Genomic DNA, 18854 nt, shown 5'->3' on the forward strand with positions numbered 1-18854 from the left:
ACCTTTTTCAGTCAGTTGGCGGTTAATCAGTTCCAGCAATTCGGACAGGGTGTCGTCTTGCGCCAGCCAGTTGCGGTAGCGGCATAAGGTGCTGTAATCGGGGATGCTCAGTTCGTCAAAACGGCAAAACAGGTTGAAATCGACGCGGGTGATGAGGCTGTGTTCGAGTTCGGGATCGGAGAGGCTGTGCCATTGTCCGATCAGGATGGCTTTGAACATGGACAACAGGGGATAGGCGGGACGGCCGCGGTGGTCTCTAAGGTAACGGGTTCTTTGACGATTCAGGTACTGTTCGATCGGCTGCCAATCAATCACTTGATCCAACTTCAATAGTGGGAAGCGGTCGATGTGTTTGGCGATCATGGCTTGTGCGGTTTGCTGGAAGAAGGTGCTCATGAGAAATCTCCTAAATGTCTTGGTGGGAATTTAGGGGATTTTGGGGGGATTTTGCAAAGGTCTCAATATGCCAGTTAAGGTTCTTGGTCGTGCCTATTATGATATTCCCGGCATTACTGACCAAAATACCTTGGCAGAATTTTGGAATCATCCGACACCGCCTGACAAAGAGCTGTTTCATGCCTACCGTATGTACCACCTCAACGTAACCCAAATTAACGGCAACTTCTACAGTCAGGTCTTTTTCCTCAACAAAAACTCTTCCGACTCTTCCACACCAGCAATCTGACTTAGCGAAGGAAAGTTCAGGCCGTCTGAAAACATTTCAGACGGCCTGAAGCAATCAATACCTTAGCTACTGCCATGTAAATAAAACACAAAAACCTGCATTTATCATTAACAATAAATTACAAAAACAGTATAATGACCGAGCTGTCATGAGCGCATACCGACTCAACCTGAGCCCTTTGCAACGCACAAAATATGGATGTACCCCCAGGCAAAACAATATAACAAGCCAAGCATCCTAAAGATAAGCCAGCAAGGCAATACACTCTACAAAACTATGCCGAGCAATATTTTTACAAAGCCCTCAACCGGTATCGCCGCCCATATGCCGCAGCATCCGTCTTCCACTTTATATCCGCCCGCAAACCATGACCGCCGCTCCTGATATCCTCTACCGGCAAGCCGCCGCCCTTTTGGAACAATCCAATACCGCCCAAGCCCTGCCCCTGCTGCAACAGGCCGCAGAGCAGGGATATACGGAAGCTGCTTTTGTATTGGGCGACCATCTGCTGCAAAACGGTCATCCGGAGCAGGCACTTCCATGGCTGGAAGCCGCCGCGGCCCAACGCCATCCCAAGGCACTCTTTATCCTACTGCAACAACGCGAACACAACGGCACTCCAACCGGACAGCTTCTTAACGAATACGCCTGGCTGGGTGAACAGGGTCACCTCGAAGCCCAATTAATCCTCATGCGTTACCACGCGCAACGCAACGATCCACAATCCCTCTACTGGGCGGAGCTTGCCACCGCCCGATATGCCGCGCCTGCGTATTACCATCTGGCACGTCATCATCAACGACAAGGCGACATTGAAACAGCCATTGAACAATACGAAAAAGCGGCCGCGCTCGGCGTAACTGTCGCCTGCTGGCAACTCGGTAAAATTTATTTCTACGGCACAGGTGTCAGCCCCAATCACGCACAAGCTGAACATTATCTCGAACAAGCCGCACAAGCCGGCCACATCGCCGCACAAACCCTGCTGGCCGACCTTCTTGCCGCCCAACGCAAACCCGAAGCCTTAAAATGGTATCGTCGTGCCGCCGATAAGGAGCAAGCGGAAGCACAGGCCAAGCTGGCCCAATACGCCCTGACCGGCGAACTCTCCGAACGCGATCCGTTCCAAGCGGCACGATATGCCAAAGCCGCTGCCGAGAAAAACCATCCCGAAGCGCTGAAAATCATGGGCGACCTCTACCGCTACGGCCTCGGTATCAAAGCCGACAACCATATCGCGCATGATTACTACCACTGTGCAGCCGCACTGGGTTCTGCCGCCGCAGCACAAAAACTCATCAGCGACGCCGCGCTGTACCATCCGCAACAATACGAACAAATCAAAACTACCGCCCTGCAACAACAACAAACCGAAACCACATACCGTTTGGCGGAAGCACAAGCCAATGCCATCGGCCGTCCCGCCGACTATAATGCCGCGCGCAAAAATTACATGGAAGCTGCCGAGTTCCACCATAAAAACGCGGCGGCAGCCTTAGGCCGCATCTACCATTACGGCCTCGGTACGGCGCAAGATCCTCGGGCGGCTGCACACTGGTACGCCATTGCTGCCGAACAAAACCACCCTTCCGCCCAATACCACCTCGCCTGTTTTTACTATCACGGGCAAGGTGTCGGCTGTCATGTTCCGACCGCCTGCTACTGGCTGCAGGCCGCCATCAGCAACGGCCACACTTCGGCCGAATCATTAACATCCCTATTAGAACAATGGCGCCGCGAAGCGCACCATGCCATCGGGCAAAAGACCGTCTGAAAAGATTTACACTCGCATTTTTTGACAATCTTTAACTATTCCCCTAATATTTGCCAGTTATTTTTCACGGACACATCATTGTTTTCATTTCTTTCTGAAAACACCTTGCCTTGTCCGCGCATCAATACCATGACACTCGGCGGATAACGCCGAGCGTTGAAACACACTGCATCCGGAACAAAAACGGATACTCGGAAAAACATTTCTAGGAGGTGAAACAACATGGAATGGGAATTCAACAGTTATTACACACTGATTGCCGCCACGCTCGTGTTGCTGGTTGGTAAATTTCTGGTTCAAAAAATCAAATTCTTAAGAGACTTCAATATTCCCGAGCCGGTCGCCGGCGGTTTGGTTGCCGCTATCGTCCTGTTCGCCCTGCATGAAGCCTACGGCGTCAGCTTCAAATTTGAAAAACCGCTGCAAGATGCATTCATGCTTATCTTCTTTACATCCATCGGTTTGAGCGCCGATTTCTCTCGTTTGAAAGCGGGCGGTTTACCTTTGGTTATCTTTACCGCCGTGGTGGGTGCATTCATCATCGTCCAAAACTTCGTCGGTGTCGGCTTGGCGAGCGCATTGGGCTTAGATCCGTTGATTGGCCTGATTACCGGTTCGATTACCCTGACCGGCGGTCACGGTACTGCCGGCGCATGGGGTCCTGACTTTGAAAGCAAATTCGGCCTGACCGGCGCAACCGGCTTGGGTATGGCTTCTGCAACATTCGGCCTGGTATTCGGCGGTTTGATCGGCGGTCCTGTTGCACGCCGTCTGATCAACAAAATGGGTCGTAAACCTGTCGTCAAAACTGCCAAATCCGACGACAACGATGTTGCCGACGACATCTTCGAAAAAGCACAACGTACACGCCTGATTACGGCTGACTCCGCTGTCGAAACGCTCGCGATGTTTGCCGCATGTTTGGCTTTTGCCGAAATCGTCGACGGCTACGACAAAGCCTTCTTCGACCTGCCTAAATTCGTATGGTGTCTGTTTGCAGGTGTGGTCATCCGCAACGTCCTGACTGCAACCTTCAAAGTCAATATGTTCGACCGCGCCATCGACGTATTCGGTAACGCCTCCCTGTCGCTCTTCCTTGCCATGGCTCTTCTGAACCTGAAACTGTGGGAATTGACCGGTCTGGCAGGCCCTGTGACCATCATCTTGGCCGTACAAACCGTCGTGATGATTCTGTACGCCACTTTCGTTACCTACGTCTTCATGGGTCGCGACTACGACGCTGCCGTATTGGCGGCAGGCCACTGCGGCTTCGGTTTGGGTGCCACCCCGACCGCCGTTGCCAACATGCAGTCCATTACCCAAACTTTCGGCCCGTCGCACAAAGCCTTCCTGATTGTACCTATGGTCGGCGCCTTCTTCGTTGACTTGCTCAACGCCGCCATCCTCTCCGGCTTTGTCAGCGTCATCAAAGGCTGATACGTCTGACATAGAAAAGCACTTGCCGCATTTACTTGCTGCAAGTGCTTTTGTTATGATAGGCACGTCAGGCCGTCTGAAAGGCCGTCATCTTCAGGAGTACCTATGTACAAAAAAACCGCTTCCGTATTGATTTTAAGCACGATTCTTCTTGCCGCATGCAGCAAAGAAGAGCCGAAAGCCGCGCTTGATTGCGCCCAACCGGCCACACTGCAAAACATCCGTACCACCATCGAAGACACCCTCAAACAACAAGCGCGCTCCTTTGCCCGCAATGACAACCGCCAATTCGTCGATGCTGACAAAATCATCGCCGCCGGCCTCGAATTAGAAACCCTGCTTGAAGACCCAAAAGAAACCGAAGACAACGGCAAAGCCATCTGCCGCGCCAACCTCAAAATCCGCATTCCCGACACCATCCTCAAAACGGCCATAGACAACAGTCCGCTGATTTACGGCAACACCCCGTTGTCCGACATGCTCGAACAAAAACTGATGGGCAGCAACCTGACTTTTGAAAACAACACGTTCAGCACCACCCTGCTCTACACCCCCGACAAAGACGGCAAACTGATTCTCGAAGACAACACCCTGAGCACCACAGCCCAAACCCTTTCCGCCACCCTGCTGCCCTACGGCGTGAAAAGCATCGTCATGATAGACGGCAAACCAGTATCCAAAGAGCAGGCCATCAAGCTGCTGCAAAACCAAAATACGGAAGAGCCGCCGACTGTTGATCCACAAGACATCCTTGAAAACAACGCCGCCAGCCAAGCCGTCGGCTTGACCGATGATGATGACAATTCAGACTACGAAGTCCTGCGTCCTGACCGTGAAACTCCGCGCAACGAGCCGCCCGGCCTCAGCCAAAGCGAACTTGACAACGCGCGTGCGCAAAACCGTCAAGCTGACGGCGAGATCAACGACCTCTGGGGCGGCATGGACAGCGATGTCAAACAACAAATCCTCGGCGAACAACGCGCCTGGATTCAAAGCAAAAAACTCAACTGCCAACAAGCCGCCGCGTCTGCAGACAACGCCGCGCAAGCAGAATACCTGCGCCTGCAGTGTGAAACCCGCATGACCCGCGAACGTACGCAATACCTGCGCGGCTATTCCATCAACTAAAACCGATAAGGCCGTCTGAACATTCAGACGGCCTACAAGAAAGCACATCACATCATGCAATACCGAATCCACCGTGAAGGCGATGCCCAAAACACGCCATCTTCAGCCTCCACACCCGTTGACAACTGGGAGCGCAATACCCTGCGCGAAGTCCTCCTCGCCGCCTACAAAGAACAGCGCCGCGCCCGCATTTGGCGCAATATCTGGCGCGGCGTCGCCGTCCTCATCTTCCTCAGCCTGATCTTCGGCTTTGCAGAAGAAGAAGGAAAAACCACGAGTATCCACGCCCGCGGCGAACACACCGCCGTTATCGACCTGACCGGCGAAATCGGCAACGACATCGATGACCAAGTCCAAATCCTGCGCGACAGTATGGAAGCCGCCTATAACAACGGCAACGCCAAAGCCATCATCATCCGCGCCAACAGCCCCGGCGGTTCGCCTGTCGTGTCCAACACGGCCTTTAACGAAGTCCGCCGCCTCAAAGCCGAACACAAAGACATCCCTGTTTACCTCGTTGCCGAAGACATGTGCGCTTCCGGCTGCTACTATATTGCCGCCGCAGCCGACAAAATTTACGCCGACCCTTCCAGCATTGTCGGCAGCATCGGCGTGATCGGCGGCGGTTTCGACTTTACCGGCCTGATGGACAAAGCCGGTGTCAAACGCCGTCTGAAAACCGCCGGCAGCAACAAAGGCATGGGCGACCCTTTCACACCTGAAACGCCGGCGCAAACCCAAATCTGGGAAAGCATGTTGGGCGATATCCACCAAGAATTTATCAAAGCCGTCAAACTCGGCCGTGGCGCAAGGTTGAAAGACAAACAGTATCCCGATGTTTTCAGCGGCCGCATCTACACCGGCAAAGAAGCCAAACAGGTCGGCCTGATTGACGACTTCGGCAGCATTTACAGCGTTGCCCGCGATGTTGTCAAAGCCCCCGAGCTGGTCAACTACACGCCGCAAGACGATTTCAGCAAAATGCTCAGCCGCCACTTCGGAGCGGAAGTGAAGGCCAAAGTCAAAGAAACTTTGTCTGAAATTTGGTAAACCAAAAAAACCAAAGGCCGTCTGAAATCCAAAACATGGGGATTTCAGACGGCCTTTTTATATGGTTTTTCAAATAAAGTGCAGATTATTGCCCAAACATTTATCGGCTTCATCAAACCGACAGGCAAATATCCCCTGATGATGCTTTTACGGGAACACATTACGCCAGCAAACGATTAAACCTCCACGCTTCAGACGGCCTGCTTCTGCATATTATGCGCCATATCAAGCGCGGCGCGGACAGCGGTAATCAGGCTGCCGGAATCGGCTTTACCCGTGCCTGCCAAACCCAATGCCGTGCCATGATCGACGGAGGTGCGGATAAAGGGCAGGCCGAGGGTGATGTTCACGCCTTCGCCGAAACCGGCGTATTTGAGCACCGGCAGCCCTTGGTCGTGATACATAGCGAGGACGGCATCGGCATTTTTGAGCAGGAAGGGTTGGAACACGGTATCGGCCGGATAAGGGCCGCGCGCGTCTATGCCTTCGGCCTGCAGGGCATGAAGCGCCGGAATAATGGTGTCGATTTCTTCGTGTCCCAAATGGCCGCCTTCGCCGGCGTGGGGATTGAGGCCGGTAACAAGGATGACCGGTTTGGCTATGCCGAACTTATGGCGCAGGTCGTGTTCAAGAATGCGGACAACCGATTCGATTAAAGGCTTCGTAATGGCGGCGGAAATGTCTTTCAGCGGCAGATGGGTGGTGACCAACGCCACACGCAGGCCGCCGCCGGTCAACATCATGACGACTTGTTCGGTATGGCTTTTTTCGGCGAGGTATTCGGTGTGGCCGCTGAAAAAGCCGTTACCTGCATGGGCATCGTTGATGATGCCTTTATGCAGCGGCGCGGTCACCATACCGGCAAACAGGCCGTCTAAAATGCCTTGATACGCCGTATCCAGCAGTCGGAGCACATACGCGGCATTGGCAGGATTGAGTTCGCCCGCCCGACACTCGGCATCTAAGGGAATATGCAGGACTTCGAGTTCGCCCTTGGGCAACGGATCAGCCGCTTGGGCTTGAAAGTCGCGCAGGATGACGGACTTGCCGAGCTGTTCGGCCCTGTTTACCAACAGGTTTTTGTCGCACAAAACAACGGGGCGGCAAGGAAGATCGGCGAAAGCCAAATCAAGGCAGATGTCAGGGCCGATGCCGGCCGGTTCGCCGGATGTGATGGCGAGGATGGGAGCAGTCATGGTGTTTCTCGGTACGGTTTACAGTATTTAGACAACGTCAGGCATAATGCCTGCCCTACTTTTGCAGATTAACACAAATACAAAAAGGCCGTCTGAAAACAGTTTTTGCTTGGTCAAACTGTTTTCAGACGGCCTTGAATGTTTACCATTTTACACTTAAGAACGGCGGCCGATCATGCGGTACAAAACGTCGTGGCCTTGAATGCGGTGGACGACAACCATGGCGATGTGGCCGGCGACAAGCGCAAAAAGCAGCCAACCGAGTTTGCCGTGCGCCATATTGCCGAGATTGGACATCCATTCGATTTTCTCTGGCGAACCCTGCATCACTTCGACACCGAATACTTTCAACGGGCCACGGCCGCCGCCATATTGGCGGATCATGCCGATAACGGGAACGGCGAGCATGAAGACGTAAAGGGCAAGGTGGCCTGCTTTGGCGGCAAAGCTGTCGGCGGCAGGACGTTTGGATGCATTAAGCAAGGCCCAAACAATGCGCACGGCAATCACCAACAGCGTGATGAAACCGATGGATTTATGCACGCCGAAGAGCGATTTGACCCATTCTTCGCCATCGTAGATGGTCCAAACGGTAATGGTGGAGAGGATGCCGATGAAACCGAGTACGGTCAGCCAGTGCAACGCGCGCGCGACGGCATCATAGGTTTGTGGGCGTGTAGTGGTCATAATGTTTCCTTGTTTTTGATTTGTTTGGTTTTTTGAATCGGCGGCATTGTAACAAAAATGCCCAACCAATTATGTTGCCTTTTTGAAGAGATTTCGTAAATGTTTGGAAAATTTGAAGAAACGGCAGTTTTATCCGTCAGGCTGCCCGGGCCGTCTGAAAATAAGGACAGGAATACCACCTTCTATACCGAACTCGGGCTAAAATAGACGTTTTTATTCTCGGGTACGCATCGATGCAGGTTTGGATTCGGCGGTGTGCGCTGTTGCTTCTGCCTTTGGGTTTCTTGGCGGTCATGGTGGTCGCGCCTTTGCTGTCGTTGGCGTTTTACGACGGCGAAGGCGCTTGGGCGGAAGTGGTGGCTGATGACTATATGCGCCTGCGCTTGGGCTGGACGGTGGCGCAGGCGGTTTTGACCTGCGTCTTGGTCACGGCTTTGGGCGTGCCTGCGGCGTGGGTGCTGGCGCGGATGGACTTTGCCGGACGGCGCACGGTTTTGCGCCTGCTGATGCTGCCTTTTGTGATGCCGACTTTGGTGGCGGGCATGGGCGTACTGGCTTTATTTGGCGCACACGGCATGCTGGCTGCAGGTTGGCAGGACACGCCGTGGCTGCTGATTTACGGCAACGTGTTTTTCAACCTGCCGGTTTTGGTGCGCTCGGCGTATCAAGGATTTGTGCGCGTGCCGCAGGCGCGGTTGCTGTCGGCGCAATCTTTGGGCGCGGACGCGTGGAGGCGGTTTGTCTGGGTCGAATGGCCGGTGGTGCGCGCGTGGGTTGCCGGTGGCGCGTGTCTGGTGTTTTTATATTGCTTTTCAGGCTTCGGACTGGCCTTGCTGCTCGGTGGCGAACGTTTTGCGACGGTGGAAGTGGAAATCTACCGGCTGGTGGCGTATGAGTTGGATATGGCGCGTGCGTCAGTGTTGGTGTGGCTGGTGCTGGCGGTTACGGCGGCGGCAGGCGGTTTGTATGCGTATTGGAGCAAACGCGTGGCTGTGGATAAGTCAGTCTCGCCTTTGCCTCCGCGTGCGCCGATATGGGCTTGGGAAAAATGGCTGACGGCAACAGTATTGGCCATGTTGGCAGTGTGCTGCCTGCTGCCTTTGGCGGCGGTATGGCTCAAGGCGGTATCGGCAGGCTCTTCTTGGGCAGTCTTGCTAGAGGCGCAAACCTGGGCGGCTGTGTGGAACACCGTCCGTTTCTCTGCGGCAGCAGTAGCGGCGGCAACGGTTTTGGGCGTGCTATATGCGGCGGCGGCACGGCAAATGGCGTGGTTGCGTGCGCTGATGTTTTTGCCGTTTATGGTGTCGCCCGTGTGCATCGCGTTTGGCGTTTTGCTGCTCTATCCGCAGTGGACAGCTTCGCTGTGGCTGCTGACGGCGACTTACGCGCTGTTGGCGTATCCGTTTGTGGCCAAAGATGTATTGGCCGCGTGGGACGGTTTGCCCAAAGATTACGCGGCGGCGGCGCGCACTATGGGCGCAAACGGTTTTCAGACGGCCTGTTATGTCACCGCGCCTTTATTGAAACCGGCTTTGCGGCGCGGCCTGACTTTAGCTTCGGCAACGTGTATCGGCGAATTTGCGGCCACATTATTCCTGTCGCGCCCCGAATGGCAGACGCTGACCACTTTGATTTACGATTATCTCGGACGCGCCGGTGCGGACAATTACGGACGGGCGATGGTGTTGACGGCGGTATTGACCGCTTTGGCTTTGACGGCATTTTTGCTGGTGGACGAAGCGGAAGGGCAAAAGGCCGTCTGAACGTGGTCGGCTCAAATTCCCTTCACTTTCACTACACCATTGCCGCGCCTTGTATCGAAAATTGATTGAATCCGCTATATAATTTGTTTTTAACCGCACTCAACACGATCTATCATGACCGACTTAGAAACCAAACGCCTTGAAACCCAAGCCATGCTGGATAATGCCGACTTGCTGTTTGACCAAGAACAATGCCGCGCGGCCTTGCAAAAAGTTGCCGACGACATCACCCGCGACTTGGGCGACAAATACCCCCTACTCCTGCCTGTAATGGGTGGCGCGGTGGTGTTTACAGGGCAGCTGCTGCCGCTGTTTCGTTTCCCTTTGGACTTTGACTACGTCCACGTTTCCCGCTACGGCGACAAACTCGCAGGCGGCGCGTTCAACTGGAAACGCATGCCCGACCCCGAGCAAATCAAAGGCCGTCATGTAGTCGTTTTGGACGACATTCTGGACGAAGGCCACACCATGGCCGCCATTCAGGAAAAACTGTTGGAAATGGGCGCGGCAAGCTGCCGTGCGGCCGTATTTGCCAACAAACTGATCGACAAAGAAAAACCGACCAAAGCCGATTATGTCGGTTTGGACGTGCCCAACCGCTACGTCTTCGGTTACGGCATGGATGCCGCCGGCTGCTGGCGCAACCTCGGCGAAATCTACGCCTTAAACAATAAATAAAACAAAGGCCGTCTGAAAGATGTTCAGACGGCCTCAACCCCAATACTAGGAACACATCATGATAGGTTTGTTAATCATTACACATGAAACCATAGGTGAAGCCTATCGCGGTTTGGCCGACCATTTCTTTCCCAACGGTTTCCCCGAAAATCTCCACATCCTCGGCGTACAGCCTAACGAAGATCAAAACGACATCATCAACAACGCCATCGCCGCATTGCAGGAATTTCCCGACAACCGCGGCGTGCTGATCATGACCGACATCTTCGGCGCCACACCGTGCAACGCCGCACGCCGGCTGGTGCGCGAAAACAAATCCGCCATCCTGACCGGCCTCAACGCCCCGATGATGATTAAAGCCATCCAATACTCATCACAAGCCGAAAACCTCTCCGACTTCACCGAAACCGTTAAAGAAGCTGCCATCCGTGGCATTTTCGCCATTACATCCGCACCTGAAGACCTGGTGTGCAAAGAAAACGGCTAAGGCCGTCTGAAAACATTCACTTTACGAACATTTAGGGGACATCCATGCTCAAACAAGAAATCGAAATCATCAACAAACTCGGCCTGCACGCACGCGCCTCCAGCAAATTTACCCAAACCGCCTCCCAATTCCAAAGCGAAGTCTGGGTCACCAAAAACGGCAACCGCGTCAACGGCAAAAGCATCATGGGCCTGATGATGCTGGCCGCCTCCAAAGGCACCGTGATTGAGCTGGAAACAGAAGGCGCAGACGAAGCCGCCGCCATGCAGGCGTTGACCGACCTCATCAATGACTACTTCGGCGAGGGCGAATAATGAGCATCGTCTTACACGGTGTAGCCGCGGGCAAAGGCATTGCCATCGGCCACGCCCACCTCATCACGCGCGGCACAACGGAAGTCCCCCAATACGACATCGATCCCGACAAACTTGATGCCGAAGTTGCCCGTTTCGACAACGCCATCAAAGCCACGCGCAAAGAACTGAAACAACTGCGCGGCGCAATTCCCGAAAACGCCCCGACCGAATTGGGCGCGTTCATCTCCCTGCACCTGATGCTGCTGACCGACGTTACCCTCTCGCGCGAACCCATCGACATTTTGCGCGAGCAAAAAATCAACGCCGAATGGGCATTGAAACAGCAAAGCGACAAGCTCGCCGCCCAGTTCGACAGCATCGACGACGACTACCTGCGCGAACGCAAACAGGACATGCTCCAAGTCGTCCGCCGCATCCACAACAACCTTGTCGGCCAAAGCAACGAAATCAACCTCGCCGGCAACCTGTTTGACGACACCGTCCTCATCGCGCACGACCTCTCGCCTGCCGATACCGTATTGTTCAAAGAGCAGCACATTACCGCCTTCGTAACCGATGCCGGCGGCCCGACCAGCCACACCGCCATCTTGGGCCGCAGCCTCGACATCCCGTCCGTCATCGGCCTGCACAACGCCCGCAAACTCATCACCGAAAACGAAATCGTCATCGTCGACGGCATCAACGGCATCCTCATCATCGATCCCGACGAAGTCGTCCTCAACGAATACCGCCGCCTCGCCCGCGAATACCGCAGCCACAAGCGCGAACTCAACAAAATCAAAAAAACCGCCGCCACCACGGCCGACGGCATCAACATCGAACTTTTGGCCAACATCGAATCCGCCGAAGACATCAAAACCCTGCACAACTTCGGCGCAGACGGCGTCGGCCTGTTCCGCAGCGAATTTCTTTATCTCAACCGCGACACCATGCCGTCTGAAGACGAGCAATACGAAGTGTACAGCGCGATTGTGAAAAAGATGAAAGGCAAAAGCATCACCGTCCGCACCGTCGATTTAGGTGTCGATAAAAATCCGCGCTGGTTCGGCCAAAACAGCACACCCAACGGCAGCCTCAACCCCGCACTCGGCCTGACCGGCATCCGCCTGTGCCTCGCCGAGCCGGTCATGTTCCGCACCCAAATGCGCGCCATCCTCCGCGCCGCGGTACACGGCCCCGTGCGCATGATGTGGCCGATGATTACGTCCATTTCCGAAGTGCGCCAATGCCTTATCCACCTGGACACGGCCCAACGCCAACTCGCCGAACGCGACGAAGCCTTCGGTCCGGTCAGCATCGGCTGCATGATTGAAATCCCGTCCGCCGCCATGACCGTCGGCAGCATCCTCAAGCTCGTCGATTTCATCTCCATAGGCACCAACGACCTGATTCAATACCTCCTGTCGGTCGACCGCGGAGACGACAGCGTCGGCCACCTCTACCAACCCGGCCACCCTGCCGTCCTCAAAACGCTGCAACACATCATCCGCACGGCAAACCGCATGGAAAAAGGCGTGTCCATCTGCGGCGAAATGGCCGGCGATACCGTCTTCACCCGACTGTTGCTCGGCATGGGCCTGCGCCGCTTCTCCATGAACCCCAACAACCTGCTTTCGGTTAAAAACATCATCCTGCACAGCCACACCGGCCATCTCGAAAACGATGCCGCCAAAATCCTGCGCTGCGAAGATCCGGAAAAAACCGAGAAGCTGATTAAAATCCTCAACCAAAGCGAACAGACGGAATCACAGGCCGTCTGAACCTCCGGCAAGGGCGTGTATCGAAACACGCCCTTTTTATTCGTCCCCATTTTGGGTTTACGCCCGATTCTCCCTCAAGCCCCCTTCTTCCCTATTTCGCCATTTCAAAAACCAACCTTTTTCACTTTTCCCCAATACTGCTTACAGGCCGTCTGAAAAATAGATGGCGCAAATAAAATAAAACTTTTATGCCCGCACCAAATGCCGTCTGAACCCCGATTACAAGGTTTCAGACGGCCTGCTGTATTCAACCGTATATCTTTTATTTTCTTTGCAATAAATGACCCTTTGCCTATCCCTTCCAGCTACTGCCCACTATGGCTTTAGGCACCCATATCATTCCTTTTCACTAGGTCTTCAGTACAGCCAAACATTATCCCTTTATTTTAATGATGCAACTTTTTACTCTAAAATATGTCTATTCTCATGTTTCACTTGAAAAAAGATTCAATACCTTGTAAATTTATAAAAGATAATAGTTATCATCATATTTTAAAGGAATAGTTCATGAGATTTACGCAACTTTCTGCTTTAATTGCCGCTGCAGCTTTATCAGTCGGCTCCGTATCCGCTTTTGCCAAACCGGTTCAGCTGACCGATACCGTCGGCCGTAAGGTAACCGTCGACCTGCCTGCCAAGCGCGTGGTTTTGGGCTTCTACTACCAAGACTACATGGCCATCGGCGGTAAAACCGCGCTGGACAACGTTGTCGGTTTCTCCAAAGCAGTTTGGGCCGACTGGGCGCCGCCAAGCTGGGCAGCATTCAGCAAAGCCGTGCCTAAACTGAATCAACTGACCGACGTGGGCGAAGTGGAAGTCGGCACTTTCTCGATTGAGAAAGTATTGGCACTGAAACCCGATTTATTGGTTTTGGCCGAATGGCAATACAAGGCTTTGGGTTCCGATCTCGACCGCATCAACAAAGCCGGCATCCCCATCGTTGTGTTGGACTACAACGCTCAAACGGTGGCCAAACACGTTCAATCAACCAAACTCATCGGCACGCTGACCGGCCAGCAGCAAAAGGCGGACAAATTAGCGGCAGACTACAAACGCGTTGCCGACACCATCCAAGCGCGCGTGCAAAAAGCCAATCTGCCCAAGCCTAAAGTCTATGTCGAGTTCGGCAACAAAGGCCCTGCCGAACACAGCGTTACCTTCGGCAAGAGCATGTGGGGTTCAATGGCGACACTGGTCGGCGGCAACAATATCGCCGCTTCTTCGGTCGAGTTCTACGGCCCGATCAATCCTGAAAAAGTCCTCGCCGCCAAACCCGACGTGATCGTGATTACCGGCCGCGAAACCGAATTGAAGAAAAACCCTGCCGCCATGGTGATGGGCTGGGGCATTCCGAAAGCGGAAGCGGAAAAACGCTTGGCAGGCTTTGCCAAACGCGCCGGCTGGGCGAACCTGCCTGCGATTAAAAACAACCGCCTCTACGCCGCCTACCACGCCAACTCGCGCACGCTGTCCGACAGTGCATCGATTCAGTTTATGGCCAAAGCGATTTATCCGCAGTTGTTTAAGGATTTCAACCCTGAGAAGACCTATATGGACTTCTACCGCCAAAACCTGCCGGTCGTGCCGAACGGTACGTTCTATCTGTATCCGAAAGGTCAGTAAGGCTGGCTTGCGGGTTTCAGACGACCTTTTTATGCGAAAGGTCGTCTGAAAGCAGTGTGGGTTTTGTACAGAACCGTAGCGTGGGCTTTGCCCACGGGTGATGTTTACGGAAATGATGGTAAACGGTATGAGGGTTTCCTGTTTTCGTAAGTGAAGCCCACGCTACGAATTTCCGTCGTACCGAATAGGGAGCTTCAGGTGGGTTTGACTGTTTTTACCTTCTCCCTAACCCTCTCCCACAGGGAGAGGGAACAAATGGCAGAAAATCACAACAATGGTCGGATTTCAGTCATCCGATTCCCTCTCCCCGTGGGAGAGGGCTAGGGAGAGGGTAAGCCGTTTGGAACGCCGTTATCCCGATTTTCAAAAAACCACCCTTCAAAACGGATACAGACAAAAGAGATTGTCGGACATGGATGTCCGACCTTGTTCCTTAATTTCAAAGGATTAAAAAATGAATGATTCGGTTGTCGCCGAGATTGTGAGAAACCAGCGCAAGTTGGAAGGCAAGCGTTGGTTGATTGTGTTGATGTTTTTAATCATCGCCGCGGTCAGTTTCCTATTCGACATCGCCACCGGCCCGGCAATGACAGACACGCTGCCCGTCGGTGAAGTGGTCAATGTTTTGCTGGGTAAACCCGGGGTCGATGAAATGAACCGCCTGATTGTGATGGATCTGCGCCTGCCGATTGCGGTAATGGCCTTGATGGTCGGCGCGGCTTTGGGTGTCGGCGGCGCGGAAATTCAAACGCTGTTGAACAACCCGATGGCCAGCCCTTATACGCTGGGCTTGGCGGCGGCGGCAGGTTTGGGCGCGTCGATGGTGATTGCGTTCGGCGGTTTCGGGCTGCCGGAAACGGTCGCCGTCCCCATCGGGGCGTTTGTGATGACCATGCTGGCTTCGGGCATCTTGTTTCTGTTTGCTTCGGCGCGCCGCTTCAATTCGGCGATGCTGGTGTTGGTGGGGATTGCGCTTTTGTTTCTGTTTCAGTCGATTCTGTCGCTGATTCAGTTTATCGCCGCGCCTGAGATTTCGCAGCAGATTCTGTTTTGGCTGTTCGGCAGCCTGACCAAGGCGACTTGGGAAACGGTCATCGTTACGGCGGCGGTTACGGCGGTATGCGTGCTGCTGCTTTCGCGCGATGTGTGGAAGCTGACCGCGCTGCGCTTGGGCGAAGAACGCGCCGTCGGGCTGGGCATCAATCTGCAATTTTTGCGCCTGAAAACGCTGGTGTTGGTGGCGGTGATGACGGCAACGGCAATCAGTTTTGTCGGCGTGATCGGCTTTATCGGACTGGTCGCGCCGCATGTGGCGCGGATTCTTTTGGGCGAAGACCAACGTTTCTTCCTGCCCGGCGCGATGCTGGCGGGGGCGGCGTTTTTATCAGTGGCGAGCGTGTTGTCCAAGGTGATTATCCCGGGCGCGCTGTTTCCGGTGGGGATTGTTACGTCGTTTGTCGGCGTGCCGTTCTTCTTCTGGATTGTATTAACGAAACGATAGGCCGTCTGAAATGTTGAAACTTGAAAATGTCCATATCCGGCGCGGCGATTATGTGGTCGCCGACAGTATCGATTTGACGCTGGAACAAGGCAAAGTCTATTCCGTGCTCGGCCCGAACGGCACGGGCAAATCCTCACTGATGAAAACGATTTTCGGCGAAGTGGCGCACAAAGGCACCATCCGCTACGGCGACGAAGTGCTGAGCAAAATCCACCTGCAAAGCTGGCGCAAACGCATAGGCTATATGCCGCAGGACACCGCCGCCGAAGCCTCGCTGACCGCGCTGGAAGTCGTGTTACTCGGCCGCATGGACGCGCTGCATATGCACGTCGGCGACGAACTGCTGCACGAAGCCGCAAGTATCATGGCAGAGTTGGGCATCGGCCATCTGGCGCACCGCGACGTCATGCGGCTTTCCGGCGGACAGCGTCAGCTCGTTATGTTTGCCCAAGTCATGCTGCGCCGCCCCGAAATCCTGATGCTGGACGAACCGGTCAGCGCGCTGGATATGCACCATCAACTCAATCTTTTAGAACGCGTGGTGCAATACACGCACGAACACAATCTGGTTACGCTGATGGTGTTGCACGATTTGAGCCTCGCCGCGCAATTTTCAGACGGCGTGATTCTGCTCGGCGAAGGCAAAGTACAGGCGCAGGGCGCGCCGCAGGACGTATTGCAGGCGGACATAATCGGCAGGCTGTATAAAGTGGACATCGAACTTTTATACGACAGCAAAGGCCTGCCCGTTATCCGCCCGATGCGGCAGAGTGCGTAACTTAACCGCTCCTGAAATGTTGGATTTGAGCATCCGGCCTGCAAACTCCCTGCAACTTATCCTCTCTCCCGCGAGAGAGGGTTAGGGAGAGGGCGGTAAGCCCAAGGCTTACCTCTCCGACTCATCAGCCCGCCCCATATTTTTTATCCTGAGAAAGGACTTTCTCCATGAAAAAAATCCTCTTCCTCCTCATGCTGACCGCTTCCCTTAGCGCATACGCCGCCAACCACGAAATCAAAATGCTCGACAACGGCAAAGACGGCAGCATGGTGTTCGAGCCCGGCTACGTCAACGCCAAAGTCGGCGACACTGTTACCTTCAAAGCCGCCAACAGCGGCCACTGGGTACAAAGCAAAGCCCTGCCCGACGGCGTTGCCGACTTCCTCTCCGAAGACGGCAAAGACTTCACGCTCAAGCTCAACAAAGAAGGCGTGTACGTCTATACCTGCCCGCCGCACCGCATGATGAACATGAGCGGCGTGATTCAGGTCGGCAAACCGGTGAACAAAGCCAAAGCACAAGCCGTTGTCGATGAAATGGAAAACCGCGCCATGCAAAGCAAAGGCCGTCTGAAAAAATACATGGCGCAAGTGAAATAAACGCGTTTATACCTGCATTAAAGGCCGTCTGAAACCTTTCAGACGGCCTGTTTCCTTTGCGTAAAACACGCATCAAAGCTATATCTTCCGTTTCAGTTTCCGATAAAATAGGCCTATTCCGACATAAGACCCGTAAGCATGATACGCCGCCTTTACGCCACGCTGTGGCACCTCGCCCCCTTCCTGATCCGCCGCCACCTGCGCCGCCGCGCCCTCAAATCCCCAGCCTATCTCGCGCATTGGGACGAGCGTTTCGGGCAGGCGTATCCCAATCCCGTACAACGCCCGATTTGGATACACGCCGTATCCGTCGGCGAAACGCGTGCAGCCGAACCTTTAGTTCAGGCATTGCGCCGCCATTTTCCCGACTCGCCGTTTTTGATTACCCAAATGACGCCGACCGGCCGCGCTACCGCGCAATCCCTGTTCCCCGATGCGCAATGCCGTTACCTGCCCTACGACAAATCCGAATGGGTCGCCCGATTTTTAGCCGAACACCGCCCCATCTGCGGCATTTTGATGGAAACCGAAATCTGGCCCAACCTGATGCACGGCTGCCAAGAAGCAGGCATTCCCCTCTTTTTGGCCAACGCTCGCCTCTCCGAAAAATCCCAACGCGGCTACCTCAAAATCCGCAAGCTGGTCGAGCCTGCTATGCAGACCCTCTCCGGCTGCTTTGCCCAAACCGCCGCCGATGCCGAACGCCTGCACCTCATCGGCGCGTCCAACGTCCACGTCTGCGGCAACACCAAATACGACATCTCACCCCCCAATGACTCGCGCCCGCTTGCCGTCGCCTTTAAAGAACGCATCGGCTCACGCCCCGTCGTCGTCTGCGCCAGCACGCGCGTGTACAAAGGCACAGACGAAGCCGAGCTGCTCCTCAAAGCATGGCAGGGCTACCGCGGCAATGCCTTACTGGTCATCGTACCGCGCCACCCTGAAAACTTTCAGACGGCCTACGATACCGCCAAATCGCTTGGTTATACCGCGCAAAAACGCAGCGACGGACAACCCGTTTCCCCCGATACACAAGTTTGGATAGGCGACAGCATGGGCGAGCTTGCCGCCTACTACCTTAGCGCGGACATTGCCTTCGTCGGCGGCAGCCTCGTTGATGCCGGCTGCCAAAACATTATCGAACCCATCTCCTGCCGCGTCCCCACCCTCTTCGGCTACTCCAACTACAACTTTGCCCAAGCCTGTAAAGGCGCAGTCGAAGCCAAAGCCGCCGTCCGCGTCGAAACCGCCGAAGCCTGGTACAGAACCACGCGCCAATACCTCGACGACGAAACGCTGCGCCAACAGCTGATCAGCCACACCGAGCAATTCATTTCGCAACACCAAGGCGCCAGTGCCAAAATTGCCAAAGCGATTGCAGATTGTTTGAA

Annotated in this window: 17 protein-coding genes and 1 pseudogene; 15 read left to right on the forward strand and 3 right to left on the reverse strand. The window is 54.5% G+C overall.

Annotated elements, in window-relative coordinates; translation table 11 throughout:
- Positions 1-396 (reverse strand): transposase (locus O3660_RS10985; protein WP_371464972.1); only part of this gene is annotated, 396 nt, incomplete at its 3' end.
- Between the two features lie 64 nt (positions 397-460).
- Between O3660_RS10985 and O3660_RS10990 the strand changes: the two are divergent.
- The 5 genes and pseudogenes from O3660_RS10990 to O3660_RS11010 all read left to right on the forward strand — a co-directional run.
- Positions 461-685: pseudogene (locus O3660_RS10990) on the forward strand (capsule polysaccharide modification protein); the annotation flags it as partial.
- A gap of 367 nt (positions 686-1052) precedes the next feature.
- Positions 1053-2459: an SEL1-like repeat protein gene (locus O3660_RS10995; RefSeq protein WP_049351823.1), complete on the forward strand. Its 1407-nt coding sequence runs from the start codon at positions 1053-1055 to the stop codon at positions 2457-2459.
- Positions 2460-2681: 222 nt separating this feature from the next.
- Entirely contained in the window at positions 2682-3896 is a 1215-nt protein-coding gene (gene gltS, locus O3660_RS11000; protein WP_003683777.1) for a sodium/glutamate symporter, read from the forward strand.
- A 105-nt stretch (positions 3897-4001) separates the two neighbouring features.
- Positions 4002-5024: a lysozyme inhibitor LprI family protein gene (locus tag O3660_RS11005; protein ID WP_003683950.1), complete on the forward strand. Its 1023-nt coding sequence runs from the start codon at positions 4002-4004 to the stop codon at positions 5022-5024.
- A 54-nt stretch (positions 5025-5078) separates the two neighbouring features.
- On the forward strand, positions 5079-6074 hold the full coding sequence (locus tag O3660_RS11010; protein WP_049351820.1) for a S49 family peptidase: 996 nt from the start codon (positions 5079-5081) through the stop codon (positions 6072-6074).
- Between the two features lie 191 nt (positions 6075-6265).
- Here the strand turns inward: O3660_RS11010 and pdxA are convergent, their stop codons facing one another.
- Positions 6266-7270 (reverse strand): 4-hydroxythreonine-4-phosphate dehydrogenase PdxA, encoded by a 1005-nt coding sequence (pdxA, locus tag O3660_RS11015; RefSeq protein WP_049351818.1) that lies wholly within the window; start codon positions 7268-7270, stop codon positions 6266-6268.
- Between the two features lie 156 nt (positions 7271-7426).
- On the reverse strand, positions 7427-7957 hold the full coding sequence (locus O3660_RS11020) for a cytochrome b (RefSeq protein WP_080974668.1): 531 nt from the start codon (positions 7955-7957) through the stop codon (positions 7427-7429).
- Between the two features lie 233 nt (positions 7958-8190).
- Between O3660_RS11020 and O3660_RS11025 the strand changes: the two genes are divergently transcribed.
- From O3660_RS11025 to waaA, 10 genes are all read left to right on the forward strand, one after another.
- On the forward strand, positions 8191-9720 hold the full coding sequence (locus tag O3660_RS11025; RefSeq protein ID WP_049351813.1) for an iron ABC transporter permease: 1530 nt from the start codon (positions 8191-8193) through the stop codon (positions 9718-9720).
- Positions 9721-9834: 114 nt separating this feature from the next.
- Complete coding sequence (locus O3660_RS11030; RefSeq protein ID WP_049351805.1) at positions 9835-10398, forward strand: hypoxanthine-guanine phosphoribosyltransferase; 564 nt, start codon at positions 9835-9837, stop codon at positions 10396-10398.
- 58 nt (positions 10399-10456) lie between these two features.
- Positions 10457-10885, forward strand: a complete 429-nt coding sequence (locus O3660_RS11035; protein ID WP_003683821.1) for a PTS sugar transporter subunit IIA — start codon at positions 10457-10459, stop codon at positions 10883-10885.
- A 44-nt stretch (positions 10886-10929) separates the two neighbouring features.
- A complete protein-coding gene (locus O3660_RS11040; protein WP_049328812.1) occupies positions 10930-11199 on the forward strand; it encodes an HPr family phosphocarrier protein in 270 nt (89 codons plus the stop codon).
- On the forward strand, positions 11199-12962 hold the full coding sequence (ptsP, locus tag O3660_RS11045; RefSeq protein ID WP_371464976.1) for a phosphoenolpyruvate--protein phosphotransferase: 1764 nt from the start codon (positions 11199-11201) through the stop codon (positions 12960-12962). The genes O3660_RS11040 and ptsP overlap by 1 nt, the downstream gene beginning before the upstream one ends.
- 507 nt (positions 12963-13469) lie before the next feature.
- Positions 13470-14585, forward strand: coding sequence for an ABC transporter substrate-binding protein (locus tag O3660_RS11050; protein WP_049351795.1), 1116 nt, complete (start codon positions 13470-13472; stop codon positions 14583-14585).
- A 454-nt stretch (positions 14586-15039) separates the two neighbouring features.
- Complete coding sequence (locus O3660_RS11055; protein WP_049351793.1) at positions 15040-16086, forward strand: iron ABC transporter permease; 1047 nt, start codon at positions 15040-15042, stop codon at positions 16084-16086.
- A gap of 10 nt (positions 16087-16096) precedes the next feature.
- Positions 16097-16864, forward strand: a complete 768-nt coding sequence (locus O3660_RS11060) for an ABC transporter ATP-binding protein (protein ID WP_049351792.1) — start codon at positions 16097-16099, stop codon at positions 16862-16864.
- A 167-nt stretch (positions 16865-17031) separates the two neighbouring features.
- Positions 17032-17463 carry a plastocyanin/azurin family copper-binding protein gene (locus O3660_RS11065; protein ID WP_049351791.1) on the forward strand — a complete coding sequence of 144 codons (432 nt, stop codon included), beginning with the start codon at positions 17032-17034 and terminating at the stop codon, positions 17461-17463.
- A 138-nt stretch (positions 17464-17601) separates the two neighbouring features.
- The coding region (gene waaA, locus O3660_RS11070; RefSeq protein WP_371464978.1) for a lipid IV(A) 3-deoxy-D-manno-octulosonic acid transferase at positions 17602-18854 on the forward strand (1253 nt) is incomplete at its 3' end.

The sequence above is a fragment of the Neisseria sp. 27098_8_139 genome, assembly GCF_041433195.1.
GTDB classification, from domain to species: domain Bacteria; phylum Pseudomonadota; class Gammaproteobacteria; order Burkholderiales; family Neisseriaceae; genus Neisseria; species Neisseria subflava.